This window comes from Anatilimnocola floriformis (assembly GCF_024256385.1).
Classification (GTDB): Bacteria; Planctomycetota; Planctomycetia; order Pirellulales; family Pirellulaceae; genus Anatilimnocola; species Anatilimnocola floriformis.
Genome location: NZ_JAMLFW010000001.1, coordinates 4,318,860 through 4,334,893 on the forward strand (window position 1 = coordinate 4,318,860; position 16,034 = coordinate 4,334,893).

At 59.1% G+C, this 16,034-nt stretch carries 13 protein-coding genes; 4 read left to right on the forward strand and 9 right to left on the reverse strand.

Annotated features, from left to right (window positions below):
• Positions 1-134 precede the first annotated feature (134 nt).
• From sucD to M9Q49_RS16790, 3 genes are all read right to left on the reverse strand, one after another.
• Positions 135-1,019: a succinate--CoA ligase subunit alpha gene (gene sucD / locus M9Q49_RS16780; protein ID WP_254509958.1), complete on the reverse strand. Its 885-nt coding sequence runs from the start codon at positions 1,017-1,019 to the stop codon at positions 135-137.
• 104 nt (positions 1,020-1,123) lie between these two features.
• Entirely contained in the window at positions 1,124-2,314 is a 1,191-nt protein-coding gene (gene sucC, locus M9Q49_RS16785) for an ADP-forming succinate--CoA ligase subunit beta (RefSeq protein ID WP_254509959.1), read from the reverse strand.
• A 165-nt stretch (positions 2,315-2,479) separates the two neighbouring features.
• Positions 2,480-3,472: an acrylyl-CoA reductase family protein gene (locus M9Q49_RS16790; protein ID WP_254509960.1), complete on the reverse strand. Its 993-nt coding sequence runs from the start codon at positions 3,470-3,472 to the stop codon at positions 2,480-2,482.
• An 82-nt stretch (positions 3,473-3,554) separates the two neighbouring features.
• Between M9Q49_RS16790 and M9Q49_RS16795 the strand changes: the two genes are divergently transcribed.
• The 3 genes from M9Q49_RS16795 to M9Q49_RS16805 all read left to right on the forward strand — a co-directional run bounded on the left by M9Q49_RS16795 (position 3,555) and on the right by M9Q49_RS16805 (position 5,404).
• On the forward strand, positions 3,555-3,824 hold the full coding sequence (locus M9Q49_RS16795) for an acylphosphatase (RefSeq protein WP_254509961.1): 270 nt from the start codon (positions 3,555-3,557) through the stop codon (positions 3,822-3,824).
• Positions 3,825-4,028: 204 nt separating this feature from the next.
• Positions 4,029-5,024, forward strand: coding sequence for a DUF1559 domain-containing protein (locus M9Q49_RS16800; RefSeq protein WP_254509962.1), 996 nt, complete (start codon positions 4,029-4,031; stop codon positions 5,022-5,024).
• Positions 5,021-5,404, forward strand: a complete 384-nt coding sequence (locus M9Q49_RS16805) for a hypothetical protein (RefSeq protein ID WP_254509963.1) — start codon at positions 5,021-5,023, stop codon at positions 5,402-5,404. Before M9Q49_RS16800 ends, M9Q49_RS16805 begins: the two co-directional genes overlap by 4 nt.
• Here the strand turns inward: M9Q49_RS16805 and M9Q49_RS16810 are convergent.
• From M9Q49_RS16810 to M9Q49_RS16830, 5 genes are all read right to left on the reverse strand, one after another.
• Positions 5,401-8,487, reverse strand: a complete 3,087-nt coding sequence (locus M9Q49_RS16810; RefSeq protein ID WP_254509964.1) for an efflux RND transporter permease subunit — start codon at positions 8,485-8,487, stop codon at positions 5,401-5,403. The two genes, M9Q49_RS16805 and M9Q49_RS16810, sit on opposite strands and share 4 nt — an antisense overlap.
• An 8-nt stretch (positions 8,488-8,495) precedes the next feature.
• Positions 8,496-9,737 carry an efflux RND transporter periplasmic adaptor subunit gene (locus tag M9Q49_RS16815; RefSeq protein ID WP_254509965.1) on the reverse strand — a complete coding sequence of 414 codons (1,242 nt, stop codon included), beginning with the start codon at positions 9,735-9,737 and terminating at the stop codon, positions 8,496-8,498.
• 2 nt (positions 9,738-9,739) lie between these two features.
• On the reverse strand, positions 9,740-11,146 hold the full coding sequence (locus tag M9Q49_RS16820) for a TolC family protein (protein ID WP_254509966.1): 1,407 nt from the start codon (positions 11,144-11,146) through the stop codon (positions 9,740-9,742).
• 212 nt (positions 11,147-11,358) lie between these two features.
• Entirely contained in the window at positions 11,359-12,855 is a 1,497-nt protein-coding gene (locus M9Q49_RS16825) for a sensor histidine kinase (RefSeq protein ID WP_254509967.1), read from the reverse strand.
• A complete protein-coding gene (locus tag M9Q49_RS16830) occupies positions 12,852-13,544 on the reverse strand; it encodes a response regulator transcription factor (protein WP_254509968.1) in 693 nt (230 codons plus the stop codon). Before M9Q49_RS16830 ends, M9Q49_RS16825 begins: the two co-directional genes overlap by 4 nt.
• Positions 13,545-13,857: 313 nt before the next feature.
• Between M9Q49_RS16830 and M9Q49_RS16835 the strand changes: the two genes are divergently transcribed.
• The gene (locus tag M9Q49_RS16835; protein WP_254509969.1) at positions 13,858-14,466 is read left to right on the forward strand and encodes a methyltransferase family protein; all 609 of its coding nucleotides are present in this window, start codon (positions 13,858-13,860) and stop codon (positions 14,464-14,466) included.
• Between the two features lie 413 nt (positions 14,467-14,879).
• On the opposite strand, the gene M9Q49_RS16840 is transcribed toward M9Q49_RS16835, so the two are convergent.
• Positions 14,880-15,818 (reverse strand): IS30 family transposase, encoded by a 939-nt coding sequence (locus M9Q49_RS16840; RefSeq protein ID WP_254508056.1) that lies wholly within the window; start codon positions 15,816-15,818, stop codon positions 14,880-14,882.
• Between the last annotated feature and the right edge of the window lie 216 nt (positions 15,819-16,034).

Genomic DNA, 16,034 nt, shown 5'->3' on the forward strand with positions numbered 1-16,034 from the left:
GCGCATCGAATAGAAATACGATGCGCAACGGCTGAAGATTGTGCGCGCGATTGAAAGATTTTGCGCGCTTTAGCTGGTCAGTGCATAAGCCGGTGAACCACCGGGGCGAGCCCGGTGGCGATTGAGGCAAGTAGCTATTTCTTCTTGCGATTCTGGATGGCGCGGGCGACTGCTTCACCCATCGTGGCGGGCGAGTCGGCGATTTCGATGCCGGCATCTTTCAGGGCAGCAACCTTTTCGGCTGCCGTTCCCTTGCCGCCGCTGATGATCGCGCCGGCGTGACCCATGCGACGACCTGGCGGAGCAGTACGGCCGGCGATGAACGCAGCGACCGGCTTGGTGACGTGCTCCTTAACGAAGGCGGCGGCTTCTTCTTCGGCCGTGCCGCCGATTTCACCCATCATCAAGATCGCTTCGGTCTGCGGATCTTCCTGGAACCGCTTGAAGAGATCGATGTAGTTGGTGCCGACGATCGGATCGCCGCCGAGGCCGACGCACGTCGATTGGCCGAGGCCCAGGTTCGTCGTTTGCCACACCGCTTCATAAGTGAGCGTACCGCTGCGGCTCATGATGCCGATCTTGCCCGGCTTGTGAATGTAGCCCGGCATGATGCCGATCTTGCATTCGCCGGGAGTGATGAGGCCCGGGCAGTTCGGCCCGATGAGCACCGCATCGCTGCGCCGGATGAGTTCGTACACGCGAACCATGTCGAGCACCGGCACACCTTCGGTGATGGCGGCGATCACTTTGATCCCGGCATCGAGCGCTTCGAGAATCGCATCAGCCGTGAAGGCGGCTGGCACGAAAATCATCGTCGCATTGGCACCAGTCTTTTCGACGGCTTCGACGACCGTATCAAAGACGGGCAAACCTTCGACTGTTTCGCCACCCTTGCCGGGCGTCACGCCGCCGACCATGGTGTTGCTGTACTCTTTGCAGCCCTTGGTATGAAACGCCCCGGCTTTGCCTGTGATGCCTTGGCAAATGACCTTGGTGTTTTTGTTGATCAGAATGCTCATGGGAATTGCAGATTGAAGATGTCAGATTGCAGATTGAAATACGTGATTCATTGCCTTTGATTTCAAATCTGCAATCTGCAATCTGAAATCTGCAATGGCATTGGTTAGGCGCTCTTCGCGGCTTCGACGATCTTCTTCGCCGCATCGGTTAAGCCGTCGGCAGCGATCAGCTTCACGCCGCTTTCGCGGAGGATTCGCTTGCCTTCTTCCACTTCGGTCCCTTCGAGCCGGACGACCAACGGCACGGTGAAGCCGACAGCTTTGCTCGCGGCGACGATGGCGTTGGCAATGGTCGAGCACTTGGCGATACCGCCGAAGATATTGACCAGAATGCCCTTCACATTGGGATCCGACAGAATGATGCGGAAGGCTTCGGTGACTTGTGCTTCGTTAGCACCACCACCCACGTCAAGGAAGTTGGCCGGTTCACCGCCGTGCAGCTTGATGATGTCCATCGTCGACATGGCCAGACCGGCGCCATTCACCAAGCAACCGATGCTGCCGTCGAGCTTCACGTACGACAAGCCGGTGTTGCTGGCACGAACTTCGGCGGGATCTTCTTCGGTCAGATCGCGGAGTTCGAGCAAGTCCTTGTGACGGAACATTGCGTTGTCGTCGAAAGCGACCTTGGCGTCGAGAGCGACCAGGTCGCCCGCTTCGGTGACGACCAGCGGATTGACTTCGACCATGCTGCAGTCGAGTTGCACGTAGAGCTTGCAGAGGGCGCGAAAGAACTTTTCTGCGCTGCCGACACTCGAGCCCTTCAGCCCGAGGTGATAACAGAGTTCGCGAGCTTGATAGGGGTACAGCCCGGCGTGCGGATCGAAGTGGACTTTGTGAATCAGTTCGGGCGTTTCGTGCGCGACCTTTTCGATATCCATGCCGCCTGCGGTCGACACCATCAGCACCGGCTTGGCAGCGGCCCGGTCGAGCAGAATGCCCAGGTACAACTCGCGGGCGATCTTGCAGCCTTCTTCGACGAAGACCTGATTGACGACTTTGCCTTCGTCGCCCGTTTGGATCGTGACCAGCGTTTTGCCGATCAGGTTGCGAGCCACGGTGGCGGCTTCTTCGGCCGACTTAACCAGTTGCACGCCGCGCTGAGCGGAGTTTTCCTTGGTCGTGCCTTTGCCGCGGCCGCCAGCATGGATCTGGGCCTTCACCACGGCGATCGGACCGCCGAGCGCGGTGAACGCCGCCGCCGCTTCTTCCGGCGTGCGAGCGACCTGCCCCTTGAGCACGGCCACGCCGGCCTTGCGAAACAATTCCTTACCCTGAAACTCGTGAATCTTCATCAGTATGAGCCTGCCAGCGTACGAATATGCGATGCCATCGAGCGGGCGATTATGGGGCAGACCGGCCCGGTTTGCAATCGGACGGCGAACGGGCCTGTAGGCGCTGATTGACGTCTATTCCGCAGTCAGCAACAAAGCGAGCCGGTGTTCGTGAACGATTTGTAACTACAATTTCACCACGGTCCGCCCGATGATCTCTCCCTTCAAAATTTGCTGCACCTTTTCTTCGACGCCTGTCAGCGGCACTTCGGTGGCGAGGATCGAAAGACCATTGATCTTCCAAGGCCCGCAGAGGCGTTCCCAAATTCCCAAGCGGCGGTCGTAGGGCAGCGCTGCCGAGGCGATGCCGGCGAGAATCACACCGCGCAGCAAAAAGGGATGAACCGTGAGAGGCAATTCGCTGCCGCCGACGAGACCGCACGCGGCGACGACGCCGTAGTCTTTGGTTTGGCGAATTATTGTCGTGAGCGTTTGCCCGCCAACGGTATCGACCGCGGCGGCCCAGCGGCTCGAAAGTAGCGGCTTGGTGCTCGTATTCAGCACTTCGTCGCGGCCGATCACCTGCTTCGCCCCCCAGGCATGCAACTGCGGCGCGAGTTGCGATTTGCCAGTCACGGCAACAACGTGGTAACCAAGTTGCGCGAGCAACTTCACGGCCAGCGAACCAACACCACCGGTCGCGCCGGTAACGACCACTTCGCCGGCAGCGGGGCCGATGCCATTGGTTTCGAGCGCGAGGACGCATTGCGCCGCGGTGAAGCCTGCCGTGCCGAGGATCATCGTGTCTTCCAGCGACAAACCGGCCGGCAGCGGCACAATCCAATCGGCAGGAATGCGGACATACTCCGACCAACCGCCCCAGTGTCCCGCGCCCAAGTCATAACCCGTGATCACCACGCGCTGGCCAGGTTGAAGTTTCGGCGACGAACTCTCTTCTACAACGCCGGCGGCATCGATCCCCGGGATATGCGGCAGACTACGCACAACTCCCGGATGGCCACCCGCGGCGAGCGCGTCTTTGTAGTTGAGCGACGAATACTCAACGCGGACGAGGACTTCGCCGGGTGGCAACTTTTCCCGTGGCAACTCGCACACCCCGCGCGTCACGTTGCCGGCGGCATTTTTCTCGACGTAGAAACAACGAAAAGTCGATGACATGAGTTGGTTCCGTTCTTAGCCGTTCCGCGTTTACAATGTCTGAATCGAAGCATCAAACATTGAAGGACAGCGATCTGCAATCATGAAACAGTATGAAGTCTATTACGCCGGACGGGTGCAGGGGGTGGGCTTTCGAGCGAACGCTCAGCATCTCGCGCGGCGCTACCCGGTGACCGGTTTCGTCCGCAATCTGCCCGACGGCCGAGTGCATTTGGTTGCGGAAGGCCTGGAAGACCATGTAAGGCAACTGCTCGAAGACATCGCCGATTCGATGGCGGGAAATATTGTCAGCGCGCCTACGCAGAGCCGGCCGGCGACCGGGAAGTATGTCGGCTTTTCAATCGCCGGCTAATCGCGCTCGCTAAACGAACAAACGGCCACAATGTCGACAGCAGCGACACTGCCGTCGATCAAGCCGACACGCTTCCGTGCGAACGCCGCAGACTTTATCGAATTTCGGGCAAATATTGCGACTTCGTTAAGGTACGCAACGTGCATCTGCTACTTCACCTTTGGTTCCAGTGGTCGTTCACTGTTTGCGGAGGGGATTGGTTTGATGCTGAGTTCGCATGTTCGTTGCGGCGCTTCCAAGGGGCGACGCGGCTTCACGTTGGTTGAGTTGTTGGTGGTGATCGCGATCATCGGAGTGCTGGTGGCACTTCTTCTTCCCGCAGTGCAGGCCGCCCGTGAAGCGGCGCGCCGCACGCAATGCAGCAACAGCATCCGGCAAATTGCCCTCGCCTTTCACAACTACAACGACACTAACTTGTGCTTGCCGATGGCGCGAGCTGGTTCGTCGCCGAAGTTCGGCCATCTCTTTGCCCTGCTGCCGTATCTCGAGCAAGGGAATCTGGTAAGCAAGTTCAACATGGTGCCGGCCGGCAATGCCGATCCCTCGAACCAGGCGCTCAGCAATACGCGGATGAAGTTTGTCATCTGCCCTTCGAACCCCAATCAAACGCCGATCAAACTGCGCGGCTCGAGTTCCACGGGCAGTTCCTACGGCGCGGTGCTGACCGATCCTGGGAGCGGCGCCGAACTCACCAGTTGGGGAAACGACTATTGGGTCAATCACGCCCTGAGCACCGCAACCTATAACTTGCTGGGCACAACGAATCCGTCCCCTTCGCCGATTCTCGTGGGAAGTCCTCCGCGTATGGCGATGTGCACCGACGGCCTATCGAATACGTTCATCACGATGGAGCACGCCGGTTACGACAAACACTACGTGAAGGGTGTCGGCATGCCGATGCCAGCCACCGATCTGAGCTTGGATCAGCCTGGTTCCTGGGGACCTTGGTTGGGCTGGTGTGCCTTCATGCTGCAAGGCTATCCCAACTACACTGCAGCCACGTACCCCACGGGCGGCACGCCGTCGGGCACCGACTGCGCCATCAACTGCAACAACTCGCAAGGCATTTTCGGCTTTCATCCGGGCGGTGCCAATGTCGCGATGGGCGACGGCAGCGTGCGGCATCTTTCCAACAGCCTCTCGGTGAAAGCCCTGATGTTCATGGCCAGCCGAGACAGCGGTGAGGAAATCCCGGAATGATTCGCGCTCTTCAATGGGGCGCGATCGTGCTGACTGTCTTGACCGTCGGCTGCTCCGCGCCTGCTCCTTGTACCGTTACGGGCTCGGTTCTCGTCAACAACATGCCCACGCCAGGCGTGTATGTCGTGCTGCACACCGTCAACGGTGAACCGGCAGGTTCCGGGCGATCGGGCGACGACGGCACGTTTCACTTAACCGTGAAGGAAGCCGGCGAATATCCGATCACTTGCTTCTTTCCCAAAGTCACAAAGGTGATGGACGACACCTTTGAAGGCGAAGATCAACTCAACGGCCGCTATCGCAATCCTCAGCAACCGGTTGCGAAGGCTGCCGTCAAATCGGGCGACAACGCGCTGCCGCCGATCCAGTTGCAGCGTTAAGTCCGCGGATCAACTGCGTTCGTAGTCGTCTGACTCCCCAACAGCAGGTACAGCGCAGGGACGAGGCACAGGTTGAGAATGGTGGACGTAATGAGTCCGCCGAGAATCACCACGGCCAGCGGATACTCGATCTCATTCCCTGGCTTGCCGCCGGCGAGGATGAGCGGCAGCAGCGCCAGGCCCGTCGTGAGAGCTGTCATCAGGATCGGCACGAGACGTTCTTCAGCGCCGCGCAGCACGAGGTGAACACCGAACGGTTCTCCCTCGTGTTCCTGCAAGTGCTTGTAGTGGCTGATCATCATGATGCCGTTGCGGGCGGCGATGCCGAGCACTGTGACAAAGCCGACCATCGAACCAAGCGAGACGATACCCGTCGTCAGCAGCACGCCGAACACGCCGCCGGTCAGGGCGAACGTGATCGTCAGCATCACGATGCCCGTCAGTCGCCACGATTGAAAATCGACGTACAAAATCAGCACGATGCCTAGGAACGACAGGGCCGAATAGAACCACAGACGCCGGCTCGACTCTTGCCGGGCGGCAAACTCGCCGAGAAACTCAGGGTGATATTCGCGATCGAACGACAGGCCGCGCACTTTGCTTTCGATTTCGGCAGCCACGGAACCCAGGTCGCGGCCTTGCACGTTGCAGAGAATGTCGAGCCGCCGCGAGGCGGCCTCGCGCTTGATTTCATTCGGCATGGGGACGATCGAAATATCGGCGACATCGCCAAGGCGAATCTGAGCTCCTGACGGCGTGTCGATCAGCAAGCCACGCAGCGCCGTAAGATCGGTCCGCAGTTGCGGTTCGCCCCACACCATCACCGCGTAGCGTTTCTGCCCTTCGTAAATTTCGCCAACCTTCGTGCCCTTCAACAGTGTGGTCGTAGCCCGGCGGACATGCCCCGCCGTCAAACCAAAGCGCTCGGCGGCATCGGGCTTCAGCTGCAGCTGAATCTGCGGCACGAGGACCTGCGGCTCTACTTTGAGATTGGTCACGCCGGCCACCTCGCTCATCACGCCTTCCACTTCCTTGGCCTTGGAACGAAGTTTCTCCATCTCCGGACCAAAGAGCCGCACAACAATACTCGCGCTCGTTCCCGTCAACACTTCCTTGCTTCGCTCCTTGAGATACGTCTGCACATCGCAGTACATACCTGGGTAGCCTTCCATCGCGCTCTGAATCTTGGCGAGCGTGCTCGGATAATCGACGTCGGGATCGATGCTGATCCAGAGCTCGGTGAAGTTGGGGCCGACCACTTCATCGGCGACTTCCGCGCGGCCGATGTGCGAACCGAAGTTGCGCACACCTGGAATGGCCCGCAGTTCCTTGCTCGCGCGAATCGTGATCCGATCCATCGCTTCAATCGACGTACCGGGACGTTCGAGGAAGTGCATCAAGAAATCCGTCTCTTGAAAATCGGGCAAGAACTCCTGGCCCAATCGTGTCGACGCAGCAAGCGTCAGCACAAAGACCGCAGCCAGCGTACCGACAACAGCGATTGGATTGCTCACGAGAGCCGGCAGGATTGCCGCGTACCCTTTGCGCAGCCATTTGGCAAACGGCGCTTCCTCGCGAACATGCGACTGCCCGGCCAGCAATACATAAGACATACAAGGCGTGACCACCAAGGCCACGAGCAGCGAAGCCATGATCGACAGGACGTACGCGAGAGCCAACGGCCGGAAGAAGGAACCGGCCACGCCATCCAGAAAGAAGATGGGCAGGAAAACGAGCGTTACGATCAGACTGGCATAAACCACTGCGCTGCGAACTTCGAGTGAAGCCTGGAGGACGACTTCAAAAGCGGAATGTGGTGAGCCGGCCGCGCGATTCAAACGCAGGCGGCGAACGATATTCTCGACGTCGATGATGGCATCATCGACGACCTCTCCCAGCGCGATGACCAGTCCGGCGAGAACCATCGTATTGATGGTCACGTTGAACCCGGTCAGGATCACAATCGCGGCTACGAGCGACAGCGGGATCGCCGTCAGGCTGATCGCCGCCGTTCGCCAATCGAACAGGAAGATGACGAGAATTACCACCACCAAGCCGCAGCCAACCAGCAGCGCGTGGCTGAGATTCTCCAGCGCCTTCTCAATGAAAGAAGCTGGCCGAAAGATTGTCGAGTCGACTTCGACCCCCTTCAGCCCCGGCTTGAGTTCGGCGAGCGCCGCTTCGATTTTGCGAGTTACTTCGAGCGTGTTTCCCTCAGGCTGTTTTTCGACAATCAGCAGAATTCCCGGCACGTCGTTGATAATCGCATCGCCGATGGGGGGTGGCGAGCCAATGATGACTTTCGCGACATCGCCGATCCGCAGCGGCGCGCCCGCGCGAAAATCGACGACGGTTCGCGCCAGATCCTCCGGATCGCGAATCGGCGAAATGTGCCGCACCGCAAACCGCTGATTCGGCGTATCGACAAAACCGCCGGCATCCAAGACCGTCGCATCACCAGCAGCGCGAGTTACTTGATCGAGCGTCACACCATGCGCGCGGAGGCGATCGGGATCGACCAGCACTTGGAACTGCTTGTCGCGCTGCCCCCACACGGCCACGTTGGCCACGCCGGGAATCGCCATCAGCTTCGGCCTGATTGTCCACATCGCGAGCTCGGTCAAATCGCGCTGCGACAAAGTTTCCGACGACATGCCGATTTTGAGGACGCGACTCAGCGATGAGAGCGGATGCAGAATGACCGGCGGACGAGCGACGGTCGGCAGGCGCGGCGTTTCGGCGGTTACGCGCTCCTGCACGTGCTGCCGCGCCTTGTGCAGATCGGTTCCCTCGGCAAAGTAGAGCACGATCGAAGACAACCCGAGGACCGATTTCGACCGAATGGTCTTCATGCCCGGCGTGCCGTTGAGCGCGTTCTCGAGCGGCACGCTCACCAGGCTTTCGACTTCTTCCGTCGATAGGCCCGGCGCTTCAGTCTGCACCTCAACCTTCGGCGGGGCGAACTCGGGAAAGACATCGAGCGGCGCTTTGTAGATCGACTGAAAGCCGAACACCAGCAGCACGACGCACAACGTAAGCACCACTGCGCGCAACTTGAGCGATGTGGAAACGAGCCAGGTCATGGGTGGTCCTACTTGCTGAAGCCGGTCTCGGCGCCAAAGAGTTCGATTGCACCTTCCGTGACCACTGACGTTCCTGGCTGCGGCCCCGACGCGAGAACGGCGACGCCGTCGGCGACGTAGCTCACTTGCACGCGTTGCCGTTTGTAGACGCCGGCCGATTTTTCGACATAGACCCAGGTATCGCCCTGCAGATCGTGCACGACGGCTCCCCAAGGGATGGTCAGTGCATCGGCAGTGCCCGAGAGCGCGAGCGTCGCGCCAACGCGCTGGCCTGGCTTGAAGTTGGCCTTGTCGTTGGCCAGCGTGTAATAGATGTCCACCGTGGCCGCCAGCGGATTGGCTGTCGGCGGCGCTTGCAGTGGCGCGGCAGTCCAAGTCTTCTGCCCGGGCTGTCCGTTAAGACTGCCGATGCCGGCGGACTCATCGGCGGCGATCAAATCGAGATCGCCGACATAAACTGGCACGCGAACCCAAACCTGGGCCAGCGAAATCACTTCAAACAATGCGCCACCGACCGGCACATTTTGTCCCGGTGACGCAGAAATGTTTCGCAGCAGTCCGTCATCGGGCGATTCAATCGGGATTGGCTGAGCGCGGCCTGTTGCCGCATCGCCCACGGCTTGCGTCAGTACTTTCAAGCGAGTCTCGGCCGCTTCGAGCGAACGCGTAGCGCCATCGAATTGCGCCTGAGCTTCTTCCACACTGCGGCGGCTGCCGGCTTCATTTTTGAAGAGACTCTGGGCGCGCTCGAAGGCCAGCTTCAGAGCGGTGACTTGAGTTTTCGCATTGTTCACTTGCCCTTCCGCATCGGCCCGCCCGGCAGCGAACGTGGTGGCCGCTTCCGGGGAGAGAAACGGACTCAGCAGAAAGATGGCCTGGCCTTTTTTCACCAGCGCGCCAGGCTGTGGAGCGGTATCGGGCGGAGACTGCAACGCACCGGGCAATGGCGCTGAAACAAGAATGGTTCGCCCGGCCGGCACCACGATTTCGGCGCCGTAAACGCGCGAGCGCTTCACTGGTTTTCGTTCGATCTTGTCGACGCGCACACCCAGCCGAGCGAGCGCTTCGGGCGCGAGCTTCACCAGGCCCAGGTCTTCTTCTTTGACGACCTGAACTTTCGCGGCAGAAAGGTGTGCCGCTCCCTTACTCGCCGTCGGCTTCGAAGCCAGGATTTGCCCGACCAGCCAGGCGACGCCCAACGTGGCGACGACGGCCACGAGGGCGAACAACCCCTTACGCAAAATGGACATGCTCACTTCTGCTGACTGGCGGGAGCGTCCTGCGGTTGCGCCGGGATATTTGGAGGCGGAATAAGCTCTGGCTCGAGCGTTTGGACTTCGTCCAGATGACGTCCCACGCTCCGTTCCAGATCCGACCAGGCACGGCGCAGGTCGGCTTGCAATTGCACTTCACGAAATCGACTGTCGAGTAACTGCTGCGTCGTTTGCAGCACAACCACATACGGAATGTTGCCTTCGCGATAGGCGAGTTCTGTTCGGCGAATGGCAGTTTCCACTTCAGGCCGAACGCGCTGATTCAGAATTTCCAATTCTGCTTGAGCTTGCGAATAACGCAGATGCGACTGATGCACATCCATGATGATCTGGTTGTTGACCGTCTGGCGTTGGCGTTCTGCCCGCTCAAGTTCGGCTCCAGCTCGCGAGATGCCGCCCTGATTCCAGTTGAAAATCGGCAACGTGGTGCGAAAGGCCGGGCCGAACTCGTGACCGTTCACGCCGCTCGTGGCATCCAAGATTCCTAGGAACCGCACCCAGCCGATTCTTGCGAGCCGCAGGCGTTCGGCGGCGCTGGCCGAGAACTGGGCCGCGGCGAGTGCATCGGGACGGCTTTCGGTTGCTTCCGAAACGAGCACATCGATATCCGGCGCTGGGGGATAAAGTCGCGACGCGGTTTGTAAACGCAGCGGAGTTCGATCGGCCGACACGCCCATCAAGTTGCGGAGTCGCTCTTCGGCGATGCCGATGTCGTACTCGGTGCGAGAGAAGTCCTGCTCGGCGCGATGCGCATCGATTTGGGCGGTCGCTTTTTCTTGCGGGTTGATATCGCCAGCATCGAGACGAGCTTTGGCGAGCGAGGCAATTCGGCCGCGGATTTTTACCGCATCGATCGAAACGGACCGTCGACCATGAGCGAGCGCCGCATCGGCATAGGCCTGCCGCGTGTCGCGGATCAAATCGATGCCGGCTTGCGTCAGACGCTGCGTTACCCGTTCCACTTCGCGCTCGGCCGCTGCCACGCGAATCGGTCGCAGCCAGAGAGCCTCCACGGGAAAATCGAGCGCGTACTTGTATGGTTTGTCGCTGACCGGGAAGAAATAAACGACCTCCGGATTCGGCAGCAGGCCGGCTTGAACCAGATCTCCCTGCGCGACTCCGAGATCGGTTAGCAATTCGAGCAGAGCTGCATTGTTCCACAGCGCCAAGATCACGGCTTCTTCTTCGGTCAGTTCATCTGCGAGCGTGATGCCGTTGGGATAGACCAATTCACGCGGGCAAGTCGGCGGGCCGAGCGGCTCGCCAAAGCGGCAAGCGATTTGATGCGATACCGGACTGCGGTCGGTCAGCGTGTAGTTGCCGTGCGAAGCGCAACCGCCGAGTAGCAATATGGCCAGTGCTGCAAGCCAGCTTGCTGCTAACAACGGGGCATGCTGAGCAGTTGGGCTGCTAGCAGACACAGTTGTGGCACGAAGTGGCATGGCGGGGTTCTCGTCGGTCGGGCGGGATTAGATCGGCGGGGCCGTAAGGAACGGCACAATGCGGTGGGATGTTAAACTCGTCATCGGCTGTTCTTTCGTCACGAATATAAATTTCGATTCACATCTAACTGGCGAAATACCGCAGGCGAACATCTCTACGAAACCGTCAAACTCGCCAGTGGTTCAGGGCAACTTTGGCTGCCCTCTTCGTGGGTTGCATCCAAACCATTTTGCGTAGGTAGCGACAGCGTGAAACAGCTGCCGTTGCCGGGCTCGCTGTGCACCTCAAGTTTTCCGCCCAGGGCCATGCTCAAGCGATGCGCGATCGTCAGCCCCAAGCCAACGCCCGGTTTTCCCTGCCAGCGCGAATCGCGCGAGCGATAGAACGGGGCAAAAATTTCGTTGACCTCGGCGGCCGCGATCCCTGGGCCGCAGTCTGTGACAGAAAGCGAAACTCGCCGATCAACTCGTTTGACGGCGACGGTCACACGAGATCCTGGCTCGCTATATTTCAACGCATTGTCGAGCAGGTTGTCGAAGATCTGCGCGAGGAGCAGCGGCTGGGTGGTGATCGTCCCTATATCCGCAGCAGCCGTGAGCCGAATGTCTGCAAACCTGGGATGAGTGCTCCAGGTTTCCAAACGATGCTGACTCCAGGCGCCGACGTCGATCACGTCCTGATCGGGAATGGCCGCCGATGATTCCAAACGGGTGAGCAGCAGCAGGGCTTCGACAATGCCTTGCAACTCGCGACCACGACGGAGCACGGCGCTCAGCGCAGTCTCATATTCAGAGCGGCTGCGCTCGTGTCGCAGCGTCACTTCCACCGCCGTCAGGATGGCGGCCAGGGGAGTTCGCAATTGATGCGAGGCATCGCCGGCAAAGCGCCGTTGCTGTTCGAGCGTGAGCCGCAGCGCAGTCAACAAGTCGTTGTACGCCTGCCCCAAATCGGCCACTTCGTCGCGCGTAGCGGGAACGTGCAATAGCGTCTGAGCTTCCGGCGTCTTGCTCAGCGAGCGAGCTTCATCGGCCATCTTGGTGATCGGCATGAGCGCCCGTCGGCAGAGCCAATGGGCAGCGACTCCCGCACCGCACCAGATCAACAGCGACAGCCCTCCCATGTTCATCGCCAGGTTTTGCAGCGTGGCAACGTCGGGCTTCTCGCTAAGTCCGACGGTCAGCAAAAAGCTCTGCCGAAGTGCTGTGCGATCTGTTGGGAGTTCGCCAGCCAAAGTCATGTCAGGCGAAAGGTCCTTGAGCGACAGCACCTCTGGTTCAAACATGCCGGCCCGCAGTCGACGAACCAAAACTCGCCAGTCAGGATCTGGCGAGTGCAATTTCTCTAGCTCAGCAGGCGTGATGTTCGGCGAGCAGTCGACGAGCTGACCGTTTTCATCGTGCAAGGACCAGCGAACGACCGACAAATCCGGATCCAAACCAATCGGCAGTTTGCGTTCGAGCGGTTCCCATTCCACATCCATGGGATGCACTTCGATAGCGGCAATCAGCGCGTGCATAGCCGTTGCCAGGTGCCGATCGGTCTGCGTGTGCAGGTGCCAACTCGCCAAGCCGTAGAGCGCTCCTGAAAATCCCGCGAGCACAACTCCCAAAGCCGCCAGAAAGAAAATCGAAAGACGATTCGTGATGCTCATTCCGGCTCACCTCGCGACGCATCGCTGAGAATGTAACCGCGGCCGCGCACCGTATGAATGACTCGCGGCCCGAGCGCTTCCAGCTTGCGGCGCAGTTCCATCACATGCACTTCGAGCGTGTTCGACAGCCCGTCGTAACGTTCATTCCACACTTGCTCATACAACCGAGTGCGCGACAACACTTCCGTGGGATGCCGCAAGAAGAACAAGAGCAGGGCTTGCTCGCGGGCCGTGAGCCCCAAGGGTTTGCCCGCACGTTCGGTCCGGTTGGCGCGGAGATCGACCAGAATGTCTTCGAACTTCCACTGCTGGTGGGCTTGATCGGGAACTCGCCGCAGCAAGGCATACACCCGCGCGAGTAGCTCTTCGAAAGCAAATGGCTTGCAGAGATAGTCATCGGCGCCGGCATTCAACCCTTCCACGCGCTGTGCTACTGCATCGCGGGCAGTGAGAAACAGGACGGGCGTTTGATTGCCCGACTGGCGAAGCCGCTGCAGCAGGGTCAAGCCGTCGGGACCGGGCAACCACCAGTCGAGAATCACGAGGTCCCAATGCGATAGCGACAACGACTGCGCCGCGGCATGGCCATCGGCGACATGGTCGACCATCAGCCCTTCTTCTCGCAAACCTTGAGAGACAAAGGTTGCGATCTCAGCATCGTCTTCGACGAATAGAATGCGAAACGTCATGAGGCAGCATCAAAACGAAGATGGGAGATATTCACGCCAGCTATCTGCCATCCTACCGATCGAAAATAAGGTTCCAGTAACCGGCTGATAAATTCGAGTTTATTTTCGAGCCATTCCGATCGCTTGCCAATTTCGCGACGATGCCTTTTCGCAAAATTGCCGAAAAAAAGGTGACGTTTCGTTAAACCGCTCTTTGCATTTCGGCTTCGCACGTTCACCATATGCAAGCCCGCGATATCAATCGCGGGCGAAGTACTGTTGCAGTTGCTGCTGGCAAGCTACTGGCAAATCGCTGCACATCTAAGGACGCGATGTGGAAAAAAATGTTGTCGAACGATTGCGAATCGCGGTCACCCGCATCGCTTTGATCGCAGTGTTCCTGCTAGCAGTGTTTTCGGAGAGCATCTGGACTCAGAATGAGCTCACCGAAGAAACGATGTTTGGCGTGGGGTTGTTGCTCACGTTCATCGGCTGCCTCGGACGCGTGTGGTGCTTGATTCACATCGCCGGACGGAAGAACAACGAGCTCGTCACCGCGGGCCCTTATTCGCTGTGTCGCAATCCGCTGTACCTGTTCAGTTTCATCGGCACGCTGGGTGTGGCCTTCAGCACCTGCACGTTCACGATTCCCCTGCTCGCCGCCGTTTGCTTTCTCGCCTATTACCCCATGGTCATTCGCTCCGAAGAGCGACGCCTCGCTCAGATTCATGGTGCTGCGTTTGCCACCTACTGCAGCCGCGTGCCGCAGTTCATTCCCTCGTTTCGCGCTTACACTCCGGTCGAGCAAACCACCGTCAAGGTACATCTGTTCGTTCGCGGTCTCTTGGATGTCGCGTGGTTTCTGTTGGCGATACTACTGAGTCACCTGAACAGCGAACTGCATGAAGCAGGGTATGGCATTACCCTGATGAAGCTGATCTAAGCGACAGCTCACTGAAGCGTCTGGTGAACAGGTAGAATGCTGGCACGAAACTTGAATCGTCTCCGTAGCGACAAGGAGATCGTTCGCATGCCAGCGCTACTTGCCATCACGATCGGATCGTTCCATCTGGCTCCCCTGGCCGCGGTGTGTTGGCTGGTGTGCGGGGCCCTGTTCTTGTGCTTCCTGGGGCTGGCGGTCATCGCGCTCAGGGCGTATCTGCGGTATCGGCGGACCGGGAAGTTTTAGCAGCAACTTCAACGGCGAAGCCTCTCGCCGCCCCCCTGATTGGGTCGTTATAAAAGGTTATAGCCGTGCGCGCTCAATTATCTGTAACACGTTACCTGCAAACTACTTAAGAACAAACTAAAATCTTCATAACGGTTATAAGGCGGCGTCCAAAATGGATTGCGTGGCTAGCAGTACTTGTTTTTGAGTTCTTGGGGAGTCTGGTAGCCGAGCCGTTTGCGAGGGCGGGTGTTGAGTTGGCTTTCAGCCGTGGTCAGCTCCGCTTGGCTGACTTGCTGGAAGTCGGTTCCTTTGGGGAAGTATTGGCGAATGAGGCCGTTGGTGTTTTCGTTTGTCCCACGTTGCCAGGCTTTGTAGGGTTGCGTGTGGTACACCTCGATTTGCAACACGCTTTCGAGCTCGCCGACCTTGGCGAACTCGGCGCCGTTGTCGAAGGTGCAGCTCTGCAGCCAGTTGGGTGGGTACTGATTGAGGCGACGGCGAAGGATGCGATTGGCCGTGTCGGCTTCACGGTTTTCGCCACGCGCCAGTTCGAGATAACCGCTCACCCGTTCGACGATGCTATAGAGCACGGGTTTCGAGATGCCTTTGCGACCGACGAGCGTGTCGCCTTCCCAGTCGCCGAAGCGTTCGCGGCGGCCGATGATGGCGGGCCGATTGGGGAGCGTCTGAGCAGGATCGACGCGACGCCGAAGTGGCGGTTTTTCCCGATAAAAACGCAGGTATTGGCGATGCTCGCTCCCTGCAGGTTGCTTCAGCCAGTTGTAGATCGTTTGCCGCGAGATCCGCCGCAGGCGGTCGTCGAGAAAGTCCCGTCTGGTTCGGCCATCGATCTGATCTGGCGACCAGCGCAGCTCCAGTCGCGACTTCACATACTCGGCCACCTCCGGAGAATCCATCTTGCGATGACGGTGCGTGTGCCGCATCACCGCCTGTTGCTGAGCCGAGCCCGCCTGGTAACCCGTGTCACCGCAATTGCGTTTGAGCTCACGAAAGATGGTGGACGGGGCACGTTGCAACCGGCGCGCAATCGCGATCTTCGAAACTCGCAACGCGACCAATGCCGCCAACTGCTGGCGTTCGCTCACGGTAAAATGAATTGCCATCGCTGGGTCTCCGGTTTGAATCGAGAAGTCGTTTTCCAACCTCTATTCAACCGCCCCAGCGTTGGCGTTTTCAATCAGCCACCCCTCCACAAAATGCCCGAAACTCAATGCTAGCAACGCGTTCCATTATGGACGCCGCCATAATATTCCAGAGAAACTCCGGAACAACTCGCACGCAGTTGCTGCAGTATTAGCTACGGAAGTGTTGGCCAAGAA